General features: G+C 62.1%; 20 protein-coding genes. 6 read left to right on the top strand and 14 right to left on the bottom strand.

Going from position 1 to position 26,333, the window contains the following annotated elements:
* Positions 1-188: 188 nt before the first annotated feature.
* The 8 genes from purU to ACZ0AI_RS19160 form a co-directional block, all read right to left on the bottom strand.
* Positions 189-1,046, bottom strand: a complete 858-nt coding sequence (gene purU / locus ACZ0AI_RS19195) for a formyltetrahydrofolate deformylase (RefSeq protein WP_463563238.1) — start codon at positions 1,044-1,046, stop codon at positions 189-191.
* Between the two features lie 220 nt (positions 1,047-1,266).
* Positions 1,267-1,896, bottom strand: a complete 630-nt coding sequence (locus ACZ0AI_RS19190; RefSeq protein WP_225836200.1) for a sarcosine oxidase subunit gamma — start codon at positions 1,894-1,896, stop codon at positions 1,267-1,269.
* Complete coding sequence (locus tag ACZ0AI_RS19185) at positions 1,889-4,906, bottom strand: sarcosine oxidase subunit alpha (RefSeq protein WP_463563237.1); 3,018 nt, start codon at positions 4,904-4,906, stop codon at positions 1,889-1,891. Before ACZ0AI_RS19185 ends, ACZ0AI_RS19190 begins: the two co-directional genes overlap by 8 nt.
* Complete coding sequence (locus tag ACZ0AI_RS19180) at positions 4,903-5,229, bottom strand: sarcosine oxidase subunit delta (protein ID WP_042553864.1); 327 nt, start codon at positions 5,227-5,229, stop codon at positions 4,903-4,905. Before ACZ0AI_RS19180 ends, ACZ0AI_RS19185 begins: the two co-directional genes overlap by 4 nt.
* Before the next feature lie 55 nt (positions 5,230-5,284).
* The gene (locus ACZ0AI_RS19175; protein WP_463563236.1) at positions 5,285-6,535 is read right to left on the bottom strand and encodes a sarcosine oxidase subunit beta family protein; all 1,251 of its coding nucleotides are present in this window, start codon (positions 6,533-6,535) and stop codon (positions 5,285-5,287) included.
* A 98-nt stretch (positions 6,536-6,633) separates the two neighbouring features.
* The gene (gene glyA / locus ACZ0AI_RS19170) at positions 6,634-7,887 is read right to left on the bottom strand and encodes a serine hydroxymethyltransferase (RefSeq protein ID WP_463563235.1); all 1,254 of its coding nucleotides are present in this window, start codon (positions 7,885-7,887) and stop codon (positions 6,634-6,636) included.
* Positions 7,888-8,055: 168 nt separating this feature from the next.
* On the bottom strand, positions 8,056-8,793 hold the full coding sequence (locus ACZ0AI_RS19165; RefSeq protein WP_463563234.1) for a TraX family protein: 738 nt from the start codon (positions 8,791-8,793) through the stop codon (positions 8,056-8,058).
* A gap of 107 nt (positions 8,794-8,900) precedes the next feature.
* On the bottom strand, positions 8,901-9,089 hold the full coding sequence (locus tag ACZ0AI_RS19160; RefSeq protein WP_463570064.1) for a hypothetical protein: 189 nt from the start codon (positions 9,087-9,089) through the stop codon (positions 8,901-8,903).
* A gap of 311 nt (positions 9,090-9,400) precedes the next feature.
* Between ACZ0AI_RS19160 and ACZ0AI_RS19155 the strand changes: the two genes are divergently transcribed.
* Positions 9,401-10,441, top strand: a complete 1,041-nt coding sequence (locus tag ACZ0AI_RS19155; RefSeq protein WP_463563232.1) for a threonine aldolase family protein — start codon at positions 9,401-9,403, stop codon at positions 10,439-10,441.
* 186 nt (positions 10,442-10,627) lie between these two features.
* On the opposite strand, the gene ACZ0AI_RS19150 is transcribed toward ACZ0AI_RS19155, so the two are convergent.
* Both ACZ0AI_RS19150 and gbcB read right to left on the bottom strand, forming a co-directional pair.
* On the bottom strand, positions 10,628-11,491 hold the full coding sequence (locus ACZ0AI_RS19150; RefSeq protein WP_463563231.1) for an alpha/beta hydrolase: 864 nt from the start codon (positions 11,489-11,491) through the stop codon (positions 10,628-10,630).
* Between the two features lie 964 nt (positions 11,492-12,455).
* Positions 12,456-13,556, bottom strand: coding sequence for a glycine-betaine demethylase subunit GbcB (gene gbcB, locus ACZ0AI_RS19145; protein ID WP_463563230.1), 1,101 nt, complete (start codon positions 13,554-13,556; stop codon positions 12,456-12,458).
* Positions 13,557-13,912: 356 nt separating this feature from the next.
* Here gbcB and gbcA point away from each other — a divergent pair, with 356 nt between their 5' ends.
* Both gbcA and ACZ0AI_RS19135 read left to right on the top strand, forming a co-directional pair.
* On the top strand, positions 13,913-15,205 hold the full coding sequence (gene gbcA / locus ACZ0AI_RS19140; RefSeq protein WP_463563229.1) for a glycine-betaine demethylase subunit GbcA: 1,293 nt from the start codon (positions 13,913-13,915) through the stop codon (positions 15,203-15,205).
* A gap of 331 nt (positions 15,206-15,536) precedes the next feature.
* Complete coding sequence (locus tag ACZ0AI_RS19135; protein ID WP_463563228.1) at positions 15,537-19,553, top strand: hypothetical protein; 4,017 nt, start codon at positions 15,537-15,539, stop codon at positions 19,551-19,553.
* A gap of 276 nt (positions 19,554-19,829) precedes the next feature.
* Here the strand turns inward: ACZ0AI_RS19135 and ACZ0AI_RS19130 are convergent, their stop codons facing one another.
* From ACZ0AI_RS19130 to choX, 4 genes are all read right to left on the bottom strand, one after another.
* Entirely contained in the window at positions 19,830-20,300 is a 471-nt protein-coding gene (locus tag ACZ0AI_RS19130; RefSeq protein WP_463563227.1) for a thioesterase family protein, read from the bottom strand.
* A gap of 2 nt (positions 20,301-20,302) precedes the next feature.
* Complete coding sequence (locus ACZ0AI_RS19125; protein WP_463563226.1) at positions 20,303-21,268, bottom strand: L-carnitine dehydrogenase; 966 nt, start codon at positions 21,266-21,268, stop codon at positions 20,303-20,305.
* Between the two features lie 22 nt (positions 21,269-21,290).
* Positions 21,291-22,175 carry a 3-dehydrocarnitine:acetyl-CoA trimethylamine transferase CdhC gene (gene cdhC / locus ACZ0AI_RS19120; RefSeq protein ID WP_463563225.1) on the bottom strand — a complete coding sequence of 295 codons (885 nt, stop codon included), beginning with the start codon at positions 22,173-22,175 and terminating at the stop codon, positions 21,291-21,293.
* A gap of 67 nt (positions 22,176-22,242) precedes the next feature.
* Entirely contained in the window at positions 22,243-23,178 is a 936-nt protein-coding gene (gene choX / locus ACZ0AI_RS19115; RefSeq protein ID WP_225836236.1) for a choline ABC transporter substrate-binding protein, read from the bottom strand.
* A gap of 191 nt (positions 23,179-23,369) precedes the next feature.
* On the opposite strand from choX, the gene ACZ0AI_RS19110 reads away from it, so the two are divergent.
* The 3 genes from ACZ0AI_RS19110 (at position 23,370) to ACZ0AI_RS19100 (ending at position 26,254) form a co-directional block, all read left to right on the top strand.
* The gene (locus tag ACZ0AI_RS19110) at positions 23,370-24,332 is read left to right on the top strand and encodes a GlxA family transcriptional regulator (protein ID WP_463563224.1); all 963 of its coding nucleotides are present in this window, start codon (positions 23,370-23,372) and stop codon (positions 24,330-24,332) included.
* A 358-nt stretch (positions 24,333-24,690) separates the two neighbouring features.
* A complete protein-coding gene (locus ACZ0AI_RS19105; RefSeq protein ID WP_463563223.1) occupies positions 24,691-25,668 on the top strand; it encodes a dipeptidase in 978 nt (325 codons plus the stop codon).
* 55 nt (positions 25,669-25,723) lie between these two features.
* The gene (locus tag ACZ0AI_RS19100; RefSeq protein ID WP_463563222.1) at positions 25,724-26,254 is read left to right on the top strand and encodes a DUF5943 domain-containing protein; all 531 of its coding nucleotides are present in this window, start codon (positions 25,724-25,726) and stop codon (positions 26,252-26,254) included.
* Positions 26,255-26,333 lie beyond the last annotated feature (79 nt).

Below are 26,333 nucleotides of genomic sequence, written 5' to 3'. Positions count from 1 at the left end.
GGCACGCAGGCCTTGCAAGGGAGTATTGAAGCGTCTGTCTCGGCACCCGCCGGTAAGGGCAGGACGGCTACCGAGTGGGCGTGTCGACGATCTGTCGTCGAACGCGGGTCAGGGGAGAGTAGCCAGCGCCTGGCAGTTCCGTGGGTACAGAACCGACAGTCGGTGTTCTATGCGCGGCAAAGATGCCCTCAGAGCACCACGGTACGATTGGCGTTGAGGAAAACCCGTCGCTCGAGAAAATAACTGACGGCACGAGCCAGGGTCAGGCACTCGATATCCCGGCCTTTGGCTACCAGATCCTCGGGGTAGTGCGCATGATCGACGCTTTCTACACCCTGGGTGATGATCGGCCCCTCGTCGAGATCGTTGTTGATGAAGTGCGCGGTGGCGCCGACCAGCTTCACGCCCTTCTGATACGCCTGGTGATAGGGCTTGGCACCCTTGAAGCCGGGCAGCAGCGAGTGATGGATGTTGATCGCCCGGCCATCGAGCTTGCGGCACAGCTCGGCGGACAACACCTGCATGTAACGGGCGAGCACCACCAGTTCGGCGCCGGTGTCCTCGACCACCTGCATCACCCTGCGCTCCTGCGCCGGCTTGTCGTTGGGGTCGAGGGCAAAGTGGTGATAGGGGATGCCGTGCCAGTCGGCCAGCGGCTTGAGATCAGGGTGATTGGAGACGATGGCGGTGATGTCCATCGGCAACTGGCCGGTGCGCTGACGGTAGAGTAAGTCGTTGAGGCAATGATCGGCCTTGGAGACCATGATCACCACCTTGGCGCGGTAACCCGGCGGCGTCAGTTCTGTGCGCATCTCGAAGGGTGCGGTGCGCTCATCAAGGCCGGCGAGAAACGCCGTTTCATCGAAACCGGCCTGGGCGCGGAATTCGACGCGGATGAAGAAGCGACTGGCCAGCCGATCATCGAAACTGTGGTGCTCGGTGACGTAACAGCCCTGCTCGAACAGGTAGCGGGTGACCACATCCACGGTACCCAGCAGGCTCGGGCAATGGGCGGTGAGAATCCAGGTATCGGGGGTGCGGCTCATGAAAGCGATTCCTTGTGGTGATCGCTCCCATGCGCCGGCCGGCAGTGCACGACGGGGAGCGTCATCGGCTGCGCTTGTGCGTAGCCTTTGGGAGTGGTGAAGCTAAAGCAGAAGCGACGGTCAGCATTTATTCTGCGGGAACGGGCGGGGAAGCCTAGTCCATGCCCGCGATTTTTCGCGGGCATGGCCCGCTCCCACAGTGGGTTACAGCAACGAGACCTCAGGCCTCCACAGCCAACCCGTACTCGGCGCTGGCATCCTGCAGCCACAGCCAGAAGTAGTCAGAGAAGCTGCGGCGAATCAGCAGTTCCCAGGTCTCCTCCCCGGTGCGGCGAATCACCAGTTGGGACTTGGCGAACACCGTGCCTACCGCCTTGCCCACCGGAAAGTTTTTCGGGTGAACGTCGTAGCTGCTGGACTTCATCAGCAGCTCGCGCACCTTGGGCCCACGCAGCTCCAACAGGGTCTGCCCTCCGCTGACGTTGACCACCGAAATATGCTGACCATCCAGCGTCTCGCGCAGCGTGCGCTCGACCTCGAACTCGCTGCCGCCTGGCACGATCAGCAGCCATTCGTCCGGGCCCAGCCACTGCAGCGAGGTATCGCCGTTGGCCACTAGGGTCAGTGCGCCCGGCAGCTCGAGGCCGAGGGCCTTGTGTACACCGCCGGCAAAATTGGCATCGTCGGCGTCGCCACGCAGGACCAGATGGCCCAGCAGGCTCTTCTCGCGCAGGGTGACGCCAGCGCCCTGGCGGCCCTTGCCGGCCAATTCGTGCAACCCGGCATGGTGCAGGGACGACTGCCCGGCGATGTCGGCAGGGCGTTGCTGATAAAGATTGGCGTTAGACATTCTGGCGATCCCCTTTCGGGTCATAGAACACGGAGCTGACGATTTCGGCTTCGATCACGCTGCCATCGACCAGCGGCGCGAAGACGCGCTCGCCGATGCGCTTGAGGCCGCCCCTGACCAGGGCCATGGCGAAGGAATGGCCCATCGCGGCGCTCATGTAGCTGGAGGTGACGTGGCCAACCATGGTCATCGGAATCTGCTGCTTGGGGTCGAAGACCAGCTGCGCGCCTTCTGGCAGTACCTTGTTCGGATCCACCGGCTTGAGGCCGACCAGTTGCTTGCGGCCTTCCTTGAGGGTGTCTTCGCGATTCATACCGCGCCAGCCGATCCAGGAGAACGGTTTGGTACGCCCCACGCACCAGCCCATGTTCAGGTCGTCCGGGGTGACGGAGCCGTCGGTGTCCTGGCCGACGATGATGAAGCCCTTCTCGGCACGCAGCACGTGCATGGTCTCGGTGCCGTATGGAGTCAGGCCGTGCTTCTGGCCGGCGGCGATGATCTTCTCCCATACGCCCAGGGCATAGTTGGCCTGCACGTTGACTTCGTAGCTCAGCTCACCGGTGAAGGAGATCCGGAATACCCGAGCCGGCACGCCGCCGACAGTGCCTTCCTTCCAGGTCATGAACGGGAAGGCGTCCTTGTCCAGGTCGATGTCGGTAACTTCGGCCAGCAGCTTGCGGCTGTTGGGGCCGGACAAGGTCATGGTCGCCCAGTGGTCGGTCACTGAAGTGAAGTACACCTTCAGCTCCGGCCATTCGGTCTGGTGGTAGATCTCCAGCCACTCCATCACGCGGGCAGCGCCGCCAGTGGTGGTGGTCATGAGGAAATGGTTGTCGGCCAGACAGGCCGTTACGCCGTCGTCGAAGACCATGCCGTCTTCCTTGCACATCAGGCCGTAGCGGGCCTTGCCCACGTCCAGCTTGGTCCAGGCGTTGGTGTACACGCGGTTGAGGAACTCGCGCGCATCCGGGCCCTGAATGTCGATCTTGCCCAGGGTCGAGGCGTCGAGAATGCCCACCGCGTTACGCACGGCCAGGCACTCGCGGGCCACGGCGGCGTGCAGGTCTTCACCTTTTTTCGGGAAGTACCAGGGGCGCTTCCACTGGCCGACGTCCTCGAACTCGGCGCCATTTTCCAGGTGCCACTTCTGGATGGCTGTGTAGCGCTTGGGCTCGAACAGATCGCCGCAATGACGACCGGCGATGGCGCCGAAGGTCACCGGGGTGTAGTTCGGGCGGAACATGGTGGTGCCCATTTCGGCGATGCTGATGCCCAGCGAACGGGCGGCGATGGCCAGACCGTTGATGTTGCCCAGCTTGCCCTGGTCGGTGCCGAAACCCAGCGCGGTGTAGCGTTTGACGTGCTCGACCGACTCGAAACCCTCACGGGTGGCCAGCTCGATACCGGCGGCGGTGACGTCGTTCTGCTGATCGACGAACTGCTTGGGCGCACGTGCGGTGTTCTTGTCGTGCGGCACCTGGAACAGCGCAATCGACGCTTCCTCGATGCGCTTCTCGGCTTTCGGCAGCGTGCCGCTCACCGGCTGGAAGCCCACTTCCGCGGCCGCTTTGGCACCGGCTTCGAAACCATCGGCGAGGCTGTCGCCCATGCCGAACACACCGTTCACGGCACCGGCGCAATGACGTTTCTGGAAACCGTCACCCGGCACGAAAGCAAGAATGTCTTCACGCCAGACCGGACGACCACCAAGGTGCGACGCCAGGTGCACCACCGGGCTGTAGCCGCCAGAGCTGACGATCAGGTCGCAGTCGAGGGTCTCGCCCGGGCTGGTGACCTTGTGCCTGGCAGCGTCGATGGCGCAGATGCGCGCACCGGTGACACGCTTGCTGCCACGCGCCTCGACCACACCGCTGCTGGTGAGCACGCGCACGCCACGTCGGCGCGCTTCCTCGACCCAGCTGCCGCGCGGGTTGCTGCGGGCGTCCGCCACGGCCACCACCTGGCGACCGGCGTCGAGCCAGTCGAGCACCACGCGGTAGGCGTAATCGTTGTTGGTCGACAGCACCAGCTTCTGCCCGGGCGCCACACCATAGCGGCGCACGTAGGTCGACACGGCATCGGCCAGCATGTTGCCGGGCACGTCGTTGTTGGCATACACCAGCGGGCGCTCGTGGGCGCCGGTGGCCAGCACCACGCGACCGGCACGCACACGGTGCAGGCGCTGGCGCGGTTGGCCCATTGGCGCGACTTCACCGAGGTGGTCGGTGAGGCGCTGGTGGATGGTGAGGAAGTTGTGGTCGTGGTAACCGTTGACCGTGGCACGCGCCAGCAGGGTCACTTCCGGCATGGCCTGCAGCTCGGCGATGGCCTTGGCGGCCCACTCGGCAGCTGGCATGTCGTCGAGCATCTCGCGGGTAGAGAGCAGGCTGCCGCCGAGCTCTTCCTGTTCATCCGCGAGAATGACCCGGGCGCCACTGCGCCCAGCGGCCAGGGCTGCAGCGAGACCGGCAGGGCCGGCACCGACCACCAGTACGTCGCAGTGCTGGTTCAGGTAGTCGTAGATGTCCGGGTCGTTTTCTTTCGGCGAGCGACCGAGGCCTGCAGCCTTGCGGATGTACTTCTCGTACGTCAGCCAGAGGTTCTGCGGGTACATGAAGGTCTTGTAGTAGAAACCGGGCGGCATCATGCCGCCGCCGACCTTGCCGAGAATCCCCATCAGGTCGGTGTTGACGCTCGGCCAGCCGTTGGTGCTGGTGGCCGTCAGGTTCGCGTACAGCGCCTGCTGGGTTGCCCGCACGTTGGGGATCTGCGCCGCTTCGGCGGAACCGATCTGCAGCACGGCATTGGGCTCTTCGGCGCCGGCGGCAACGATGCCGCGCGGGCGCGAGTACTTGAAGCTGCGGCCGATCACGTCGACGCCGTTGGCCAGCAGCGCGGCGGCCAGGGTGTCGCCGGCATAACCCTGGTAGGTCTGGCCGTTGAAGCTGAAGGTCAGCGGCTGGCTGCGATCGATGCGGCCACCCTGGGAAAGACGATTGACCTGGCTCATGCCGTTACTCCTTGGTCGACGGCCTTCTTCTCGGCGAGCGAAGCCTCAGTGACGCTGGGGCGCTCGCCGATCTTGTAGGTTTCGAGAATCTCGTAGCTCACCGTGTGGCGGGTGACGTTGAAGTACTGACGGCAGCCTGCTGCGTGAATCCACAGCTCGTGGTGGATGCCACGCGGGTTGTCGCGGAAGAACAGGTACTCGCCCCACTGCGCATCGGTGCAGGCGTTCGGATCCAGCGGGCGGGGAATGTGCGCCTGGCCGCCAGCATGGAATTCTTCTTCGGAACGCAGTTCGCCACAGTGTGGGCAGAAGATGTGCAACATGTTCGGTACCTCCAGAAAACCATCGTCCCTCTCTCAGCGAGAGAGGGCGCCAAAATCAGTGCGCCACACCGGCTGCGCCGTGCTCGTCGATCAGCGCACCGTTGTGGAAGCGCTCGATGGAAAAAGCCTTGGCCAGCGGATGCATCTCGCCCTTGGCCAGGCAGGCCGCGAACACGTTGCCCGAGCCTGGCGTGGCCTTGAAGCCACCGGTGCCCCAGCCGCAGTTGAAGAACAGGTTCTTTACCGGGGTCTTGGCGATGATCGGGCAGGCGTCCGGTGTGGTGTCGACGATGCCGCCCCACTGACGGTTCATGCGCACGCGCGAGAGCACCGGGAACATCTCGACGATGGCCTGCAGGGTGTGTTCGATGGTCGGATAGGAGCCGCGCTGGCCGTAGCCGTTGTAGCCGTCAATCCCGGCGCCGATGACCAGGTCGCCCTTGTCCGACTGGCTGATGTAACCGTGTACGGCGTTGGACATGATCACCGTGTCGATGATGGGCTTGATCGGCTCGGAAACCAGCGCCTGCAGCGGGTGTGATTCCAGCGGCAGGCGGAAGCCGGCGAGCTTGGCCAGGTGACCTGAGTTACCGGCGGCGACCACGCCGACGCGCTTGGCGCCGATGAAGCCCTTGCTGGTTTCCACGCCGATTACCGCGCCGTCCTGCTTGCGAAAGCCAATGACTTCCGTCTGCTGGATCAGGTCGACACCCAGGGCGTCGGCGGCGCGGGCGAAACCCCAGGCCACGGCGTCGTGACGGGCAACGCCACCACGGCGTTGCAGCGAAGCACCGAGTACCGGGTAACGGGTGTTCTTCGAGCAATCGAGGTAGGGAATCATCTCCGCCACCTGCTTGGCATCGACCACCTCGCCATCGATCCCATTGAGACGGTTGGCGCTGACGCGGCGCTCGATGTCGCGCATGTCCTGCAGCGTATGACCGAGGTTGAACACACCGCGCTGGGAGAACATGACGTTGTAGTTCAGGTCTTGCGATAGACCTTCCCACAACTTCATTGCGTGCTCGTAGAGGTGCGCGGACTCGTCCCACAGGTAGTTGGAACGCACGATGGTGGTGTTACGTGCGGTGTTGCCACCGCCCAGCCAGCCCTTCTCGACCACGGCGACGTTCTTCACGCCGAACTCCTTGGCCAGGTAGTAGGCGGTAGCCAGGCCATGCCCGCCACCGCCGACGATGATCACGTCGTACGCCGGCTTGGGAGTCGGGTTGCGCCACATGCGTTGCCAGTTTTCGTGGTGACTGAAGGAATGCTTGAACAGGCCGAAGCCGGAATAGCGCTGCATGGGGGACTCCTGAATTCTGTTCCAACGTAGGAGCCGGCTCGCTGGCGACCGGTAAGACCGATCGCCAGCGAGCCGGCTGCCACGACAACGACGATGCGTTAGCGATACACCGGGTAGTCGGCACACAGCCCGGCAGCCAGGCCGGCCACCTGGGCCTCGACATCGGCATCGCCAAGGTGCTCGAGGATGTCGCTTATCCAGCCTGCCAGTTCACGGCACTGAGTTTCCTTGAAGCCGCGGGTGGTGACCGCAGGGGTGCCGATACGCAGCCCGGAGGTCACGAACGGTGACTGCGGATCGTTGGGCACGGCGTTCTTGTTCACCGTGATGCCAGCGCGCCCGAGGGCTGCGTCGGCATCCTTGCCGGTGATGCCCTGCTTGATCAGCGAGAGCAGGAACAGGTGGTTGTCGGTACCACCGGACACCACATCGAAACCACGCTCGATGAACACCTCGGCCATGGCCTGGGCGTTCTTGATGACCTGCGCCTGGTAGTCCTTGAAGCCTGGCTCCAGCGCCTCCTTGAAGCACACCGCCTTGCCGGCGATCACATGCATCAACGGGCCGCCCTGGGCACCGGGGAATACCGCAGCGTTGAGTTTCTTCTCGATCTCTTCGTTGGCCTTGGCGAGGATCAGGCCGCCACGGGGCCCGCGCAGGGTCTTGTGGGTGGTCGTGGTGACCACGTCCGCGAGGGGAATCGGATTCGGATACAAGCCAGCCGCAACGAGACCGGCAACGTGGGCCATGTCGACGAACAGGTAGGCGCCGACCTTGTCGGCGATGGCGCGAAAACGCGGGAAATCCAGGGTCTTGGAGTAAGCGGAGAAGCCAGCTACGACCATCTTCGGCTTGTGCTCGAGGGCCAGGCGCTCGACCTCGTCGTAGTCGATCAGCCCGGTGTCGGTATCGATGCCGTACTGCACGGCGTTGTACAGCTTGCCGGACGAGCTGACCTTGGCACCGTGGGTCAGGTGGCCGCCGTGGGCCAGGCTCATGCCGAGAATGGTGTCGCCGGGCTGCAACAGCGCCAGGTACACGGCGGAGTTGGCCGAGGAACCGGAGTGCGGCTGCACGTTGGCGTAATCGGCGCCGAACAGCTGTTTGGCACGCTCGATGGCCAGCGCCTCGACTTTATCCACATGCTCGCAACCGCCGTAATAGCGCTTGCCCGGATAGCCTTCGGCGTACTTGTTGGTCAGCCCGCTGCCCTGCGCCTCCATCACCCGCTTGCTGGTGTAGTTTTCCGAGGCGATCAGTTCGATGTGATGTTCCTGACGACGCTCCTCGGCATTCATCGCGCTGAGCAGTGCGTCATCGTAGCCCTGAATCTGATCTTGCTTGCTGAACATCACGTATCTCCCCGAAGCGCCTGAAGGCGCCGCATCTGGCTCGGTTGCTCGATATGAGTCTTGTTGCAGCGATGGTATGACTCGCCCTCGAGAACCAGATGCCTATGCACGCCACGGGAGATTGCGTTTGCGACATGACCGAGTGTCGCAATTGCACATGCCGCAAACTCAGATGAACCGCAGTGCGACCAGCGCGAGAAAGTGCCCTGGGTAGAACAGATAGGCCCAGCGTCGTACCGGCGGTACCGGGAATGGCGGACGCGCGCGCAACAGCAGCAGGCCGATCAGCGGGGCGAACAGGCAGATGGCAAGCACGCTCCAGGCGAACGGGTCGCCCCGGGTCGCGTCACGGTAGAACGGCGCCCAGTAGTTGGCCGCCAGGCAGCACAACATCGGCAGCAGCCAGGCGCCATAAGGCTTGCGCAGCGCCAGCAGGAAAGCCGCCGGCAACACCGCGCCGAAAGCGCCGAACATCAGCCACTCATGGCCGAACGCGGCGATCAAAAGCGCCGCCCCACCCAACCAGCAGGCCTGGGGCTGCGGGCGCTGCACGGCGTTGGCGATCAGCAGGCCGAGCACCAGGGTCGGCAGCACATTGAGCGATTCCGCCGTGGGCACCAGCAGTCGATAGGGCCATTCGGAAAGCAGCGAGAACAGTAGCAACCAGCCGAGATAACTCAGCGAGACAGCACTGGAATCGCCCACTCTCGGCCGTGCGACGTTGGCGGCGATGGCCAGACAGAACAGCGGAAAGGCCAGGCGGCCAGGTACGTAGAGGAAATACAGGGAGGGCCAGACATGGCGCAGGTGATCGATCAGCATGGTCAGCAGCGCCAGCCATTTGATCAGATCAAGGGCCGCGTCACGGCCGAAAGGCATTGGCTGAGCAAGTGGTGCTGGAGGCATGTGCACGCGTCACACTGGGAGATGAGGCTGCACGGTAGAGGCTGTGGCTGCCTCGACGCAAATCAGAAGGAGGCGCAGGGCTGAACCCTGCGCCGCCGGTTCGAGGCTTACTGCAGTTTGGCGTTGCAGCTGCTCGAGGCCGTGACCAGGCGCTGCTGCAGCGCGGCATCCGGCGGAACCTGCTTGCTCATCTCGGCCATTTCGGCCTCGCTGAACTCTTCGCTGACCTTGGTCGCGGCGCAATCGCAGAACGCCGTGAGTTGTTCCTGAGAGTGGCCGGACTGAGCGCCTTTCACGCATTCCTGCACGAAGGTCGACTTGGCTTCAGGGACCAGGGTTCGGCTGCCACGGCCGGTAGGGCGAAGGCGAGCGGTGCGAAAAGTGCGATCAGATGACGGTAGCTCATGGTGGGCTCCTGTAGCGTGGAATCGGTGAGTCTTTGATTACGACTCTCTGCTTTGTGAGCCCACAGACCGCCGTGAGTTCAGAATGATTGCCCTCGACGAGCCCTGAACAATATGTCGCGCCAGCGAGTTCTAAGGCTAGCCAAGGCGGGCTAAAGTAGCGGCATACGCCCGGTTGGGGCGCAGCAGACAAGGATTTTCCAATGCCCGACAATTCCCAGCAATTCGCCAGCGACAACTACTCGGGCATCTGCCCCGAGGCCTGGGAAGCCATGGCAGAAGCCAATCAAGGCCACCAGCGCGCCTATGGCGATGACGAATGGACGGCTCGCGCCGCCGACCACTTCCGCAGCCTGTTCGAAACCGACTGCGACGTGTTCTTCGCCTTCAACGGCACCGCCGCCAACTCCCTGGCCCTCTCCGCGCTATGCCAGAGCTACCACAGCGTGATCTGCTCGGAGACCGCCCACGTCGAGACCGACGAATGCGGAGCGCCGGAATTCTTCTCCAACGGCTCCAAGCTGCTCACCGCCCACACCGAGCAGGGCAAACTGACGCCCGCCTCGATCCGCGAGATCGCTCTCAAACGCAAGGACATCCACTACCCCAAACCGCGGGTGGTCACCCTGACCCAAGCCACCGAAGTCGGCACCGTTTACAGCCCCGCAGAAATCCAGGCGATCAGCCAGACCTGCGAGGAACTCGGCCTGCACCTGCACATGGACGGCGCACGCTTCTCCAACGCCTGCGCCTTCCTCGGCTGCAGCCCGGCTGAGCTGACCTGGAAAGCCGGTGTCGACGTGCTCTGCTTCGGCGGCACCAAGAACGGCATGGCGGTCGGCGAGGCGATCCTGTTCTTCAACCGCGACCTCGCCGAAGACTTCGACTACCGCTGCAAACAGGCCGGACAGCTGGCCTCGAAGATGCGCTATCTGTCGGCGCCCTGGGTCGGCATCCTGCAGAACGACGCCTGGCTGCGCTATGCCAATCACGCCAACCACTGTGCACAACTACTCGCCAGGCTGGTGGAAGACGTGCCCGGCGTCAGCCTGATGTTCCCGGTGGAAGCCAACGGCGTGTTCCTGCAGATGTCCGAACCTGCCCTCGCCGCCCTGACCGCTCGCGGCTGGCGCTTCTACACCTTCATCGGTGCCGGTGGCGCACGCTTCATGTGTTCCTGGGACACCGAAGAAGCCCGCGTCCGCCAGTTGGCAGCGGATATCCGCGAGGTCATGGCGGCCTGACGGGCTGGCCTAACCTGTGGTCGCTCCCCCGGCGCTATGCAATAGCGGCCATTCTGGAAGATCCGGTGTATGCCCATGCATCGCCGCGAGGGTGCGACGCCTACAAAAGCGTGCCGTACGTAGGACGTATTAGCCGCAGGCGTAATCCGCCGAGTGCATCACCAAGCATGCGCTCCGTACGCCCTCTTAATGCGGTGGCTCATGGATAAACGCCACGGTTTCATCCAGCGTTGGCGCCAGCCAGCGCAGTGGCCAGGTCAATGAAGCAACCAGGGTGCGATGGCTGGGCCTGCTGTAGTAGCGCTCCTGGACAGGTACGCCGGCCTCGCGCAAGCGTTTGGCCAGGCCAGCGCTGTTGCGTTGCGGGTCGACCAATTCATCGTCGTTAGCGGCCATCAGCAAGGCGGGCGGTGTACCGGCATGCACCTGATTGATGGGCTGCGAATCCGCCGGGGAGTGGGGGTGAAAGAACACCGGTTTTACCTCGGGGTTCTCGATGGGCAGAAAGTCATAGGGCCCGGCCAGGCCAATCCAGCCTTTGATCGCGCCCTCAGGCACGCCCACCTGCCCACGCCAACGCGGATCCAGCGCCAGCATCGCCGCGTTGTAGGCCCCGGAGCTGTGGCCCATCAGGAATAACCGCTGCGGATCGCCACCATAGAGCTGCACCTCCTGCAGCGTCCAGGCCAGGGCGGCGGCGTTATCGCGCAGAAACTCCGGATAGCGCACCTGTGGATAAAGCCGGTAATCGGCGATCACTGTGACGATGCCACGTGCCGCCAAGGCCTCGCCAACAAAGGCATAGTCACCACGCGCGCCTGAGTTCCAGCTCCCGCCATAAAAGAACAGCACCACCGGAGCAGGCTCTAGCAGGTTGGCGGGCCGGTAGATATCCAGTAACTGCCGCGGCCCGCTGCCATAGGCCACACCCTTGACCTTGCTGGCACCACCCGGCGCCAGGGCGTTGAGGATGTCCACTGTCGAACAAGCGGTCAGGCCTAATAACGGCACGATCAAGGCCAGGTAACGCAAGGGCTTTGCTAGAGTCATTCAGCTCTCCATGTGGGCAGATCGCCCCATCAGCCAATACGACTGCCGGCGATTGCAGCAAGTGCCCATTTTCAACAACTGGGGATAACCGATGAGACTATCCCCAGCTATCGGGGATGAGTATGTGGATAAGCTGTCGGCAAGGGCCTACAGGGCAGACACCCCGGCACCTGACGGCTTTCGTACAAAAAATGTTCTATATCAATACGTTGGCCCATCACTTACACACATTCGCAGTGCAGCACTCGCTGCACAAGCTGTGCATATGTATCCACAGGCCTTATAAAACGCAGCCTGCAGCGATCTGTATGTTTTTCAACCACCGACTTGATAGGCCATTTAATCCACAACAGGCGATAAGTGCCACTCCAGCGCTGTGGATAGACGTCCCCAGAATCCGTGGATGATGACGTGGGTAACCTGTATATAAACGGCTGTAGCCGTTATCTGGTAAGGGATCTAGCGATTTGAGCGAAAAACGTTCTAATTCATGATCTTGCAGAGTTATCTACACACATAAGCTGTGCGCTTAGCTGTGCATAAGGTGTTCAGACAGCCATACAGGCCAGTGATTACGTAGCCTCAAGCAAATAGATCGTTTTTTGATCAACAGCAATCCAAGCATACCAAGCGCCTTGGCAACGCTCCGCAATCGATATCGGGTTAACTAACGGTGAATAACCCAGCCGCCGCCTTTCCCCAAAGTCCGTGGATCAAGCTGTGAATAACCTGTCACCACCGAGCCACAGCCCTTTATTTATAAGGCCTAGCGGAAAGCGATCAAAAAACCACCAATTCTACTGAGCAGGCTTATCGCCGATCACAGTTGCTCGAGCGTAACTTATTCTTTTTTGCACACAATTACTGTGTGTCTAGCTGTGGATAAGCTGTTTGATGCTGCCTACAGTTCACTGATTGCAAGCCCTGCAGGGTGCTGCTGGTTTTTTAACCAAACGCACGAGGATCAATAATCGATGCTCACGTCGTTACGTGGCACGCTGCAGCAGGACAGGATGTATCCCTCGGCCACGTCCTCGTCGGTGATCCCGCCGTTGTGCTCCATATCCACGTCGCCGGCCGTCTTCAGTACCTTGCAGGTTCCGCAAATCCCCATCCCGCATGCCTTGGGGATATGCAGCCCGAGTTTCGCCGCTGCCGCGTGCACGGTCTCGCCAGGGCCGACCTGAATGCTCTTGCCGGTGCTGGTGAATGCCACCTGGTTGAGATCGGCGGCTGGCACGTCCGGCGCATCGGCGGCCTGCTCGGCCAGCTCCTTGACCTCCTCACGCACGTCCGCCGGTACCGGGCCAAAGGCTTCCTCGTGGTAGCGGCTCATGTCGAAGCCCTTGGCTTCGAGCAGCCGCTTGACCGCAGCCATGTATGGCGTAGGCCCGCAGCAGAAGATCTCCCGCTGCAGATAGTCCGGCGCCATCAGCTGCAACATGGGCTCGTTGAGATAGCCGCGATAGCCCGACCAGGCCTCGCCCAGGCCATGCTTCTCGCAGATCACGTGCAGATTGAAGTTGTTGATGCGCGCCGCCATGTGCTCCAGCTCACGGTGGTAGATGATGTCCTTGGGCGAGCGCGCGCTGTGCACGAAGACCATATCGACGTTGGCGTTGGTGTCGTAGAACCAGCGGGCCATCGACATCACCGGAGTGATGCCCACGCCGCCGCTGAGAAACAGCACCTTGTCTGCCGGAAAGTCGATGGCATTGAACAGCCCGACCGGACCATGCACGGCCAGTTCCTGGCCTTCGGACAGGTTGTCGTGCAGCCAGTTGGACACCTTGCCGCCCGGCACCCGCTTGATGGTGATCGAGAAGCTGTAAGGCACCGAAGGCGCACTGGAAATGGTATAGGAGCGCATCACCGGCCGGCCTTCGATCTCAAGCTCAAGGGTGACGAACTGACCCGGTTTGAAGAAGAACAGCACCGGCTGGTCGGCCATGAAGCAGAAGGTGCGCACATCCCATGTTTCCTGGATGACCTTGACGCAACGCACCACGTGGCGGCCATTGCTCCAGGTCTGGGTAGTAACGGGATAGAGGAATTCGTTCGACATGGTCGTTTCTCTCGCGCAACGCAGGCCGCTCACCGGCCCTGTCTCTGCCGCGATTGTGCGCAACGCACCTGTCGTTCATTTACCTGCCAGCGACATCGGCATGCTAACGGCGACCTGCCCCGTAGACACTGGCCTACCGAGTCGGGAAATGATTCGGCCATGTCGCCCATGGATAAGGTTCAGGTTGCGCCCGGCTCCACACTCGCCCCCAGCCGAACAGGATAAGAGCGTCAGCCGCAACCCCTCTGCAAAGCGCCATTCGGCAGGCGATCAGGGGTGCGATGCGCCACCTTGCGTACCACCGCAATAGCCACTTTCACGGCCCGCGCAGCGCGCTCGCCACGAGGAGTTCTCCGATGACCGTCACCTCCACTCTGAGCCTTGGCGACCCGCTGGAACCGGCCCGCGCCGCAGCCGCCGACATGCTGCAGAACCGCGAACGCACTTTTTCCCTACCGCAGCCGTTCTACAACGACGAGCGCGTGTTCCAGCTCGACATGCAGGAGATCTTCCACAAGGAATGGCTGATCGCCGGCATGACCTGCGAGATTCCCACCAAGGGCAATTACCTGACCCTGCAGATCGGTAACAACCCGGTTCTCGTCATCCGCGGCGCCGATGGCGTCGTGCACGCCTTTCACAACGTCTGCCGGCATCGCGGCTCGCGCCTGTGCACCAGTGACAAGGGCAAGGTGGCCAAGCTGGTCTGTCCCTACCATCAGTGGACGTACGAGCTGGACGGCCGCTTGCTGTTCGCCGGTACCGAAATGGGTGCCGACTTCGACATGAAGCAGTTCGGCCTCAAGCCGGTGAACTGCAAGACCGCTGGCGGCTACATCTTCATTTCTCTGGCCGAGAACCCGCCGGCGATCGACGAATTCCTCACCACCCTGGCTCATTACATGGAGCCATACGACATGGAAAACACCAAGGTGGCGGTGCAGACCAACCTGTACGAGAAGGCCAACTGGAAACTGGTGCTGGAGAACAACCGCGAGTGTTACCACTGCAATGGCTCGCACCCGGAGCTGCTCAACACCTTGCTGGAGTGGGATGACACCAACGACCCGCGTGCCAGTCAGTCATTCAAGGATCACGTCGCCGAATCCGCCGCCAAATGGGAAGCCGAGAAGATCCCTTACCTGCATGCCGGCTTCGGCCTGCGTAACCGCATCGTGCGCATGCCGCTGCTCAAAGGCACCGTGTCCATGACCATGGACGGCAAGCAGGGCAGCAAAAAACTGATGGGGCGCATCCAGAACCCGGATCTGGGTTCGATGCGCATTCTCCACCTGCCGCACTCGTGGAACCATTGCATGGGCGATCACATTATCGTCTTTACTGTGTGGCCGATCAGCGCCCAGGAAACCATGGTCACCACCAAATGGCTGGTGCACAAAGATGCCGTCGAAGGCGTTGACTACGACGTTGCCCGCCTACGTGAAGTCTGGGACGCCACCAACGACCAGGATCGCCGTCTGGCCGAAGAGAACCAGCGCGGCATCAACTCCACTGCTTATCAGCCCGGGCCTTACTCGAAGACCTACGAGTTCGGCGTGGTCAACTTTATCGACTGGTACAGCGGCCGCATGCTCAACAACCTCGGCGCCGCTCCGGCGCCCTACCTGCGCGACGTCAAGGCGCAGTAAACACAAGGGCTGCAAAAAGGCGGAAGCGGACGGTGAACAGAGCTTTTGTGGGAGAGGCTTTAGCCTCGATTTTGCCTAGCTAGGCGTAAAGAGCTCGCGGCTAAAGCCCCTCCTACAAAAAGAAAGCTCTGCATCCACCGGTCGCTTCCGCCTTTAACCTAACCATGCCCCCGCGGGGCCTCTCCCTGCCCGTTCGGTGATGAACGGAATGTTTCACAGCATTTCACGCCAGTAAGCGAAACAATCGAGGCAGTCCCGGCCATAGGCACACACGCGGCGTTCTCTGCGAAGCAGCCCGGCCACGCGCTTCCACTTTCGCGAGGAAACTACCGTGAGCGTGAAACCACTGAGCAAAGGCCCCAACGACCAGGCAGGCGGTGACGGCCTACGTTTCGACAGCATCATGCGTCTGAGCCTCAAGGCCGAAGGCAATCCCAAGCCCAAGGAAGACCGCACCGCCACCGACAATGAGACGTGGCCGCCAGTGGACAAAACCCAGGTCGAAGCGGCCAAGGACGGCAAGATCCGTTACGAGGTCAATGGTCAGGGCGTAGTGGTGGAGCGCTCGGTCAACCCCGAGTTGTACAAGTTTCTGGTCAACCTACACGCCCTTAACCAGTCCCCCGAGCAAAAGGCTCAGGTCGTCGCAGCAATGGGCGACGAACACATCATCGCCGACCGCAATACCGAGGTGCAGGACTGGGGCGACTACACCCAGTTCAAGTGGCAGGGCAATTTGGAAGACGCCGAGGTGATCACCTACATCACCGCCGACGGCGAAACCGTCAGCGTCTCCAAGGCGCTGACCCCCGAGCTGTTCGCGTCGGTGCAGCAGATCGGCCTGTCTCGCTACACCCTTGAGCAGCGCGTGGCCGATGGCCGTGAGGTGGCGGGTGCCGACACCTACGTGGCCGAGCATGATATTGCCCTGTGGGGCGGGCCAGACGAATTCGGCAATGGAGTCATCCAGTTCGAGACCAAGGACGGCAAGAAGTACGTCGTATCCCAGCACGAAAACAAGGAGATGTACGACCGGGTCGCGGGGATGTGGAGCGACCACGTCAAAAGCGGCGACTCGATCCAGGCGCTGCGCGACAAATACGACCTACCCAATCTCGATACCCTGGATCTGCTCGGTCAGAGCAGCGGCGAGAAGGCCAACAAGGACGACAAGGAAGAGATGACGGTGGTCGAGCTGGCCACCAAGAACCTGCTCGACAAGTACAAGAAGCTCATCGACGACGGCACGGTCGGCAAAGACAGCGACATCTACAAGCTGGTCAAGGCCATCGAGGCCAAGGCGTCGATGGAAAGCGGCCACCGCATCACGCCCTACATCGAAGACCCGCGCGGCGGAAATACCACCTGGCGCCAGTTCGATACCGATGGCGAAACCCTGAGTACCGAGGATATGCAGGACATCCTCAACGGCGACTCGGTGGATAAGCTGCTCAGCGACATGTTCACCAGCGGCGACGGCGAGAAGGACAAGATCGGCAAGGAGTTCCAGGCAGAGCTGGACAGCGCCATCGAGAAGGTCAGCGGCGAAGACAAGGCCAAGCTGGCAGACGAAATTTACGACACTCTAACCAGCCTGGACTTCGTCAAATACCTGGCCGACATGAAGAAACAGGGCCTGAACAGCGAGGGCCAAGCGGAAGTTGCCCGCCTTGCGTCGAGCCTGGAGCTGCTCGACCCGGAACGCGCCCGCAAGGCTGAGTCCGAGCTCAAGCAGAACGGTATTCTGGTCGAAATCGATACCCTGGTCGGCGACCCTGGCGCAATTCCCGATGAATACAAGGAAATGGCCTACAAGGATCTGGGCGGCCTGATCAAGACCATTCTCAAGTCCGCCGATATCCCACGCCGCGTACAGGACAGTATCGAGAAGTTCTACAACGAGCTGCTCAATGACAAGACCAAGATGGCCGACTTCGTCGAGCTCAGTAACCAGCTCAACAACGGCACCATTACCCAGGCTGATTTCGATCAGCAGCTACAAACCAAATACATTCCGGCGGAAGTCAGCAAGGATGATTTCACCAGGGCTATCGGCACGCTGAACCAGTACGGTGTACTCGGCACTCTCTCCGCATTCGGCTCCCTGGGCGGGGCGATTTACATGCTTTCGGCCAAGAACGGCCAGCTGTCCGACGAACCGCTGGAACGCCTGGCCATCGCCAAGGACTTCATCACCTTCCTCAGTGGTGGGGCGCAGTTCGAGAAGACCAAGATCTTCGACTTGTTCACCAAGACCAACACTGCCGAACTACTGGGACTGAGCAAAACCCTTCCGGAAATCTGGGGCAAAGAAAACGGCACGATCGGTAAAAAGATCGAAGGTTTCCTACGCGAGCGCGGCATCTCCGGTATTCCCGATGCGGCAGAAAACCGCGCCAACAGCCTTATCGAGCTGGGCTCGCTGAACGGTGGCGGCGGCGGTAACGCCGTTGACCAAGTCAGGCTTTCCGCCGAAGCCTCGGGCATTGGCTCCCTCGATGATGCTGGCAGCCGGCAACTACTCGATAGCATCGTTACCCGCGCCGGGGGAACGCCACCGGCAGACTACTCGCGCTACAACAGCCTCAACGAAATTGCTCAGGAGCAGAACCTCAACATCACCGAGGAGACCATCAACGACAGTATCAACGAACAGCGCACCGCGAGCGGGCTGGGCAATGTTCCGGATGATGCCTCGATCAGCGAATTTGCCGATCACCTGGAAAACGCTGCCAGTCGCTCGGTTAGCTCCTCGATCTCGTCCGGCAGCACGACCTACTACGATGCCGTTTCGTCGATTTACGAAGATGCCGTGGAGTATTTTGAAGAGCGCAACATCACGCCACCGAGTCGTGAGTCATTCGACCGGGTATTCGATGAACGTCAGCAGCAGTCAGGCCGCAGTACGCCAGCGAGCAACGACCCATTCGACGGTTTCTCCGGCAATTTCGAGTTGGATCGCGAGTCCATCAACGAGATGTTCGAGCAGGAAAGTCGCACACCGCCTGCCGCGGATATCGTTGATGACGCTATCGAGCAGGTCAACGACTCGATCCGCAACGCACCCACGACGCCGAACATCGTCGATAGCGCGACCATTCGCGACGCGCTGACCCCGACCGGCGCGGTGGACGTGCCGTCCATAAAGCCTGGATTGGCGGCAAAGATTGGCGGCACCCTGACCAAAGTACTGGGCGTGGCCCCGGACATCCTCAGCGTGGCGGACATCGTCATGGGCGGCTACGCCATCAAGGACGCCATTGCCAACAACAGCGACATGGGCAAAGCGGCAGGTGCGTTGCAGATCATTAGCGGCGTAGCGGGTACAACGGCTGGTGTGATCGGCACCGTCGGCCTGTTCGCCAGTATCGGCGCGCTGGCAGGCGCAACCGGGCCGCTGTTCCTGATTACCGCGGGCCTTGGGCTGATCGCCGGCATCATTGGCATTTTCGTCGACCATGAGAAAAAACAGAAAGCCACCGACAAGGAAGGCCAGTGGTTCAAGGATCTCGCCGAACTCGGCATGACCCAGGAAGACTGGGGCGACAAGCTCGAATACGCGCGCTACAGCTTTTACGAATACGACGGTCGCGACGCTCCCGCCGGACAGAGCATCTACGACTACCAGAAGGATGAATGGGAGAATTTCAAGGACACGCCGCAAGAAGGCGGCTCGTCCATCAATCGTCTGGATGACGACCTGCACCTGGCCAAGTTCGACAAGGACTTCTATCAGGACAATCGCGAGGTCATGCACACCATCCGCGAGCGCTGGGATGACTGGAACGGCAAAGATGCCATCGTCAGCAAGAAGGATCTGGAAAAGATCGCCAACGGCGACGGCAGCGACGAAGAGAAGGCGGCTGCACAGTTCCTGCTCGACAACGGTGAGTTTTGGACGCAACTCGATACCCAGTGGGGTAAAGGCGGCCATGATAATAAGGTGAGCACCAACGACCTCAATACCTGGCTGAAAATGGTCGGCGCCCACGAAGAGCAGTACGACCGCGCCTTCTTCGACGAGAATCAGGGCGTCATCGATACCATCCGTGATCGCTGGGACGACTGGAACGGCAAGGACGCCATCGTCAGCAAGAAGGATCTGGAGAAGATCGCCAACGGCGATGGCAGCGACGCCGAGAAAGAGGCGGCGCGCTTCCTGCTCGACAACCAGGGCTTCTTCGACCAGCTCGACAACCTGACCAAGAACGACAGACGCGACGGCAAGATCAGCACCGGCGATCTGGAAACCTGGTTGAAAGCCATTGGCGTGGAAAAAACCGACAAGAGCGAGCTGACCTACAACCCTAATGACAACATGCCGGCTTGGCGGGTGATGCGCGGCTGATTGGCCAGAACGGTTCGATTGGCAATCGACTCCTGCAGGGCGCCGTTTGCGGGCGATCAAGGTCACCCGCACTCGCGCTTTTGTCTCTCTGGTGGGCTAAAGCCCACCCTACAGCGCGCGGTTTGGCTTCGATTCGCTTCAGCACACCAATCGATCCGCCCTCGGATGCTCGCCGGCAAGCCGGCTCCTACATGGGTAAATCCCAGCAGGCTCGGCAGGAGCCGGCTTGCGGGCGATCGAGGGTGCAAGCGCCCTGCAGAGGCCTGTCTTGCAGCGCTATCTAACCGGCAACCCAATCACCCGGCCGACACAGGCGGAGCGCGGCATGCCTTGCTGCGACCCGGTCAGTTCGACAACGCGCCCGGCGACCTGCTCATCGAAGGGCGCCGAGCGGCCGCTGGCGGTGTCGATGTTCATCAGCATCTGCTCGCTTTCGGCCACGGTTTGCCCGTCAGCGCAGCGCTCGATCAGGTGATGGATATGCAGGCGCTTGCGATCATGACTGAGCAGTTGGCTGCGCACCTGAACCTCCACGCCGAGCTTCACCTCGGCGAGAAAATTGAGGTGGCACTCCAGCGTGTAGAGCGTATGCCCGGTGCGCGCCCTGCCCGTCTCGTCGAGGCCGACGAGATCCATCAGCCCGTCGGTGGCGAAACTGCAGATCAGCAGGTAATAGGCATCGCGCAGGTGGTCGTTGTAGTCGACCCAATCGGCCTGCACCGCAGTTCGGTAGGTAACAGGCAGCATGTTCATTCCTCGAAGGTGAAACCGTGGCGCGCCTTGGTCTGGCGCACGGCATCGAGTACCGCCAGCAGGCAGTCGTCGCGGTAGCGCTCCAGCTCGGCGATGCTGCGCTGGCCCTGCTGCTCGCCCGTGCCGGCGACCACATCGTCGATCAGCGCCTCGGTCAGCTCCGGTGCCTGCAGGTAGGTCCAGGGCAGCTTCAGCGCCGGCCCGAACTGGGCCATGAAGTGGCGCATGCCGGCGTCGCCGCCCGCCAGGGTGTAGGTCATGAAGGTGCCCATGAACGACCAGCGCAGCCCGGCACCGAAGCGGATCGCGTCGTCGATCTCACCCGTGGTGGCCACACCATCGTTGACCAGGTGCAGCGCCTCGCGCCACAGCGCCTCGAGCAGGCGGTCGGCGATAAAGCCCGGCACTTCCTTGCGCACGTGCAGCGGGCGCATGCCCAGTGCGCTGTAGATGGCGATGGCCGCCTGCACGGCCTCAGGTGCGGTGCGCTCGCCACCGACCACCTCCACCAACGGCAACAGGTACACCGGATTGAAAGGATGGCCGACCACACAGCGCTCCGGGTGACGCGCCCCGGCATAGAACTCGCTGGGCAGCAGGCCCGAGGTGCTGGAGCCGATGATCACATCGGGGCGCGCCGCGGCGCTGACCCGGGCGTGCAGTTCGAGCTTGAGGTCGAGACGTTCGGGTGCGCTCTCCTGAATGAAATCGGCATCGGCCACACAAGCCTTGAGGTCATCGAAAAAGCGCAGTCGATCGATTGCGGCACCTGGCGCCAGCCCTTGCTTCTGGAGGGCCGGCCAGGCGTTGGCGATGCGCGTGCGCAGCGCTGCTTCGGCGCCTGGCGCCGGATCCCAGGCATGCACGTCGAGGCCACGGGCCAGGGCACGGGCGACCCAGCCCGCACCGATCACGCCGGTGCCGAGGGCGGCGAAGATTTTGATATCGGTAATGAAGGACATTTCCAAGCTCCAGGCTAAAGGCTCAGCGTTTTTTCAGGTTCATCTTTTCGCGCCCTTCGGCCGGGCTCAGCACCCGCCCGCCAAGGCGTTCGATGATCTCGGTCGCACGCTCGACCAGCGAGCCGTTGCTGGCCGGCACGCCCTTGTCCAGCCAGATGTTGTCTTCCAGGCCGACGCGCACGTTGCCGCCCAGCAACATGGCCTGGGCGAGCATGGGCATCTGCATGCGACCGATGCCGAAGCCGGCCCAGGTCAGGCCCGGTGGCAGGTTGTCGACCATGGCCTTCATGGTGGTGGTATCCGCCGGTGCGCCCCAGGGAATCCCCAGGCACAGCTGAATCAGCGGGTCGTCCAGCAGACCTTCCTTGATCATCTGCCGGGCGAACCACAGGTGTCCGGTGTCGAAGATTTCTAGCTCGGCCTTCACACCCAGCTCGGTGATGCGCTTGGCGCCAGCGCGCAGCTGCGCCGGGGTGGAAACGTAGATGAAATCGCCATCGCCGAAATTCAGGGTGCCGCAATCCAGGGTGCAGATCTCCGGCAGCAGCTCCTCGATATGGGCCAGACGGGTCAACGGGCCGACCAGATCAGTACCCGCGCCAAATTCCAGCGGCTGTTCGCCCCGGCCGATCTCCAGGTCGCCCCCCATGCCGGCAGTGAGGTTGATGATCACATCGGTGTCGCTCTCGCGGATGCGCTCGACCAGTTCGCGGTATAGCGCCACGTCGCGGCTCGGCTTGCCGGTCTGCGGATCGCGCACGTGGCAGTGGGCGACGGTGGCACCGGCCTTGGCGGCCTCGATGGCAGCAGCTGCGATCTGCTTCGGGGTGACCGGAATGGCCGGATGACGGCCAACGGTATCGCCAGCGCCGGTGACCGCGCAGGTGATGATGACTTCATTGTTCATGTTCGATCTCCTCTTCTTCGGGGCGAACGCCGTCACCGCGCAAGCACGGTAACGACACGGGATGGGATTAGCGGGTGGCGTTCAGGGCTTCGGCGGCAGGCTTGCCGTCACGGGTGGTGACGCCTTCCAGCCAGCCGGCTACTGCCTCGGGGTTGGCGGCAATCCACTCACGCGCCACTTTGTCTGGCGCCTGGCGATCCATGATCGGCTGCATCAGCTCGGCCTCCTGCGCGCTGGTGAAGCGCAGGCTGGTCAGCAGGCGATTGGCGTTGGGGCAGCGCTGGGCGTAGTCCGGCGAGGTCACGGTGGAAACCGTGGCGGCGCCATCGTTGGGGCCGAACACACCTTCGGTGCCGCTCAGGTAGGTGATCGGCATCTGCAGGTTCATCGGGTGTGGCTTCCAGCCGAAGAACACCACCGGCTTCTCGCTGCGTACGGCGCGGCCCACGGCGGCGAGCATGCCGGCCTCACTGGATTCCACCAGCTTGAATTCACCGAGACCGAAGCGGTTCTGGTCGATCATCTTCTGGATCGCCATATTGGCGCCGGAGCCGGCCTCGATACCGTAGATCTTGCCGTCCAGCTGGCTCTTGAAGCGCGGAATATCGGCCAGAGTTTTCAGTCCCTGCTCGGCGGCGTAACTGGGCACGGCGAGTACCGCCACGGCGTCGTTCAACGAGGGCTGCTCGGCCACCTTCACCGCGCCGGAGTCGAGGAAGGGTTTGATGTTGTCGTCCATGATCGGCTTCCAGTAGCCGAGAAAGGCATCGACCTGGCCCTTCTGGATACCGGCGAAAATGATCTGCTGCGACGCCTGGGTCTGGGTCGTTTCATAGCCGAGGCCCTGCAGCAGTTCGCTGGCTACGGCGGTAGTGGCGACGACGTCCGTCCAGCCGACGGCGCCAAGGCGAACGGTCTTGCAACTCTCCTCGTCGGCGGCCAGCAAGGGCGTACTCAACAGGGTAAGCGTGCAGCACGCTGCGAATGCGGTAAGCGCTTTCATTGATAGGCTCCTCTCAACGGTTTGATCTGGTTTTTAGTACCGTGACCGGAAAAGCGTGATTCCGATGCATGCACCTTACGCAGATACCCGGTAAGCGATTCGCACTATATCGACACAAAACCAGACCATACCGACTTGATCAGAGAGCCCTCCTGCCGTTAGATGCGGACTCCACACGCGGGGACTCCGCCATGTCGCACCACTTCTGTTTCTTCCTGCTGCCCGGCTTTTCGATGATGGGGCTGATGTCCGCCATCGAGCCGTTGCGGGTTGCCAATCGCTTTCACGCGCCACATTACAGCTGGCGCCTGCTCAGCGACGATGGCCAGGCCGTGCCGGCCAGCAACGGCATGTCGCTCAACGTCGATGGCGCCCTGGATGAGGAGCTGGTGGACGCCAACCTGTTCGTGGTGGCCGGCTTCGATCCGCTGGCAGGTTTCAGCCCGCAGTTGGCGAGCCGTTTGCGCCGAGCGGATCGAGAGTGCCGGGTGCTGGGCGGCATCGACACCGGCAGCTTCGTGCTGGCCGAGGCCGGGCTGCTGGACGCACGGCAGCGCTTCACCCTGCACTGGGAGGCGCTGGATGCCTTTCGCGAACGTTATCCACAACTGCAACCGACCCAGGAGCTGTTCGAAATCGACGGCCGGCGCATCACCAGTGCCGGCGGCACCAGCAGCCTCGACCTGATGCTCGGGCTGATCGGCCGCGACCATGGCGAGTCGCTGTCGATCCAGGTATCCGAGCAGTTCGTGCTCGGCCGTATCCGCACGCGGCTGGATCACCAGCGCATGCAGGTCAGCAGCCGCTATGGCATTCACGACAAGAAGCTGGCCCTGGTGATCGCCGAGATGGAGCGCTGCACCGAAGAGCCTCGTTCTCCCAGGCAGTTGGCCGACACGGTAGGCATCACCACCCGGCAACTGGAGCGGCTGTTCCGTCAGCACCTGGACACCACGCCCATCACCTTCTACCTCGGCCTGCGGCTCGACAAGGCACGCCAGCTGTTGCGCCAGAGCGACCTCAGCGTGCTGGAAGTGGCGCTGGCCTGCGGCTTCGAATCGGCATCCTACTTCGCCCGCCGCTACCGCACCCGCTTCGCCGTCAGCCCACGGCAGGATCGACACGAAACAGCCCCACCCACTCTGCGACCGTGAAAAGGCGCAAGCATCCTACGGGCTGAAAAAGGCGGAAGCGGACGATGGGCAGAGCTTTTGTGGGAGAGGCTTTAGCCTCGATTGTGCCTAGCTAGGCGTAAAGAGCTCGCGGCTAAAGCCACTCCTACAAAAAGAAAGCTCTGCATCCACCGGCTGCTTCCGCCTTGTAGCTGCATGCCGGTCATCCCCTGCCCTGGAACAGGCCTGCCCAAAGAGGCTTATCCATTCACGACCTCGCCTTGACGCTTTCGGCAATCCCCCAGTCGTTTTTGCACCCGGTCGATCGGGCGGCGAGGCATATGCTCCCCACAAAGCGCCAGCAACGAATCTGGTGCCACCAATCAAGGGGAGCAGCCTGATGAGCCCAGCCGAATTGCACGCCGACAGCATCGTCATCGACGGTTTGATCATCGCCAAGTGGAACCGCGAACTGTTCGAAGACATGCGCAAGGGCGGCCTGACCATGGCCAACTGCACGGTGTCGGTCTGGGAGGATTTTCAGGAAACCATCGACACCATCGCCTCCAGCCAGAAACTGATCCGCGAGAACAGCGACCTGGTGATGCAGGTGCGCAGCACCGCTGACATCCGCCGCGCCAAGGATCTGGGCAAGACCGGCATTCTGTTCGGCTTCCAGAATGCCCATGCGTTCGAGGATCAGATCGGCTACGTGGAGATCTTCAAGCAGCTCGGCGTGGGCATCGTGCAGATGTGCTACAACACCCAGAACCTGGTCGGCACCGGCTGTTACGAGCGCGACGGCGGGCTGTCCGGCTTCGGCCGCGAGATCGTCGCCGAGATGAACCGCGTCGGCGTGATGTGCGATCTGTCCCACGTCGGCAGCAAGACCAGCGAGGAAGTCATCCTCGAATCCAAGAAGCCGGTCACCTATTCCCACTGCCTGCCATCCGGCCTGAAAGAGCACCCGCGCAACAAGTCCGACGCCGAGCTGAAGTTCATCGCCGACCACGGCGGCTTCGTCGGCGTGACCATGTTCGCGCCCTTCCTGGCCAAGGGCATCGACTCGACCATCGACGACTACGCCGAGGCTATCGAGTACGTGATGAACATCGTCGGCGAAGACGCCATCGGCATCGGCACCGATTTCACCCAGGGCCATGGTCAGGACTTCTTCGAGTACCTGACCCACGACAAGGGCTACGCCCGCCGCCTGACCAGCTTCGGCAAGATCGTCAACCCGCTGGGCATCCGCACCGTAGGCGAATTCCCCAACCTCACCGAAACCCTCCTCAAGCGCGGCATGAGCGAACGTACCGTGCGCAAGGTCATGGGCGAAAACTGGGTGAGGGTGCTGGCCGACGTCTGGGGCGAATAGGCCGGACGCGACGCCAAATCCACCCTACGAACGACTTGATTATGGAGTTATCCACATGGCCACCCACGCCCCCGAAATGCCCATCCAGGTCGACGACGAAACGGGCGTCTGGATCACCGACGCCCTGCCGATGCTTTACGTACCGCGGCATTTCTTCGTCAACAACCACATGGGCATCGAGGAAGTGCTCGGCGCCGACAAATACGCCGAAATACTCTACAAGGCTGGCTACAAGTCCGCCTGGCACTGGTGCGAGAAGGAAGCCGAGTGCCACGGCATCGAAGGTGCCGCGGTGTTCGAGCACTACATGAAACGCCTGTCGCAACGCGGCTGGGGGCTGTTCGAAACGCAGAAACTCGATCTGCAAACCGGCTATGCCGAAGTGAAGCTCAAGCACTCCGCCTTCGTGTACGTCTACGGCAAGGTAGGTCGCAAGGTGGACTACATGTTCACCGGCTGGTTCTCCGGCGCCATCGATCAGATTCTCGCCGCCAACGGCAGCTCGATCCGCACCGTCTCCGTGCAGCAATACAGCGGCTCGGAAGAAGGCCACGACGATGGCTTGTTCATCACCCGCCCGCTGTAACCAATAGGGCAAGAGGCGCCACCCAATAAAGGTGCCTTTGCCCGCGTCAACCGTGAACGCTGTGCAGTCGCCGAGGAGA

It is taken from the genome of Pseudomonas sp. AC355 (assembly GCF_979258205.1).
The sequence above is the reverse complement of the archived record's forward strand: the minus strand, read 5'-3'. Positions and strand labels throughout refer to the sequence as shown.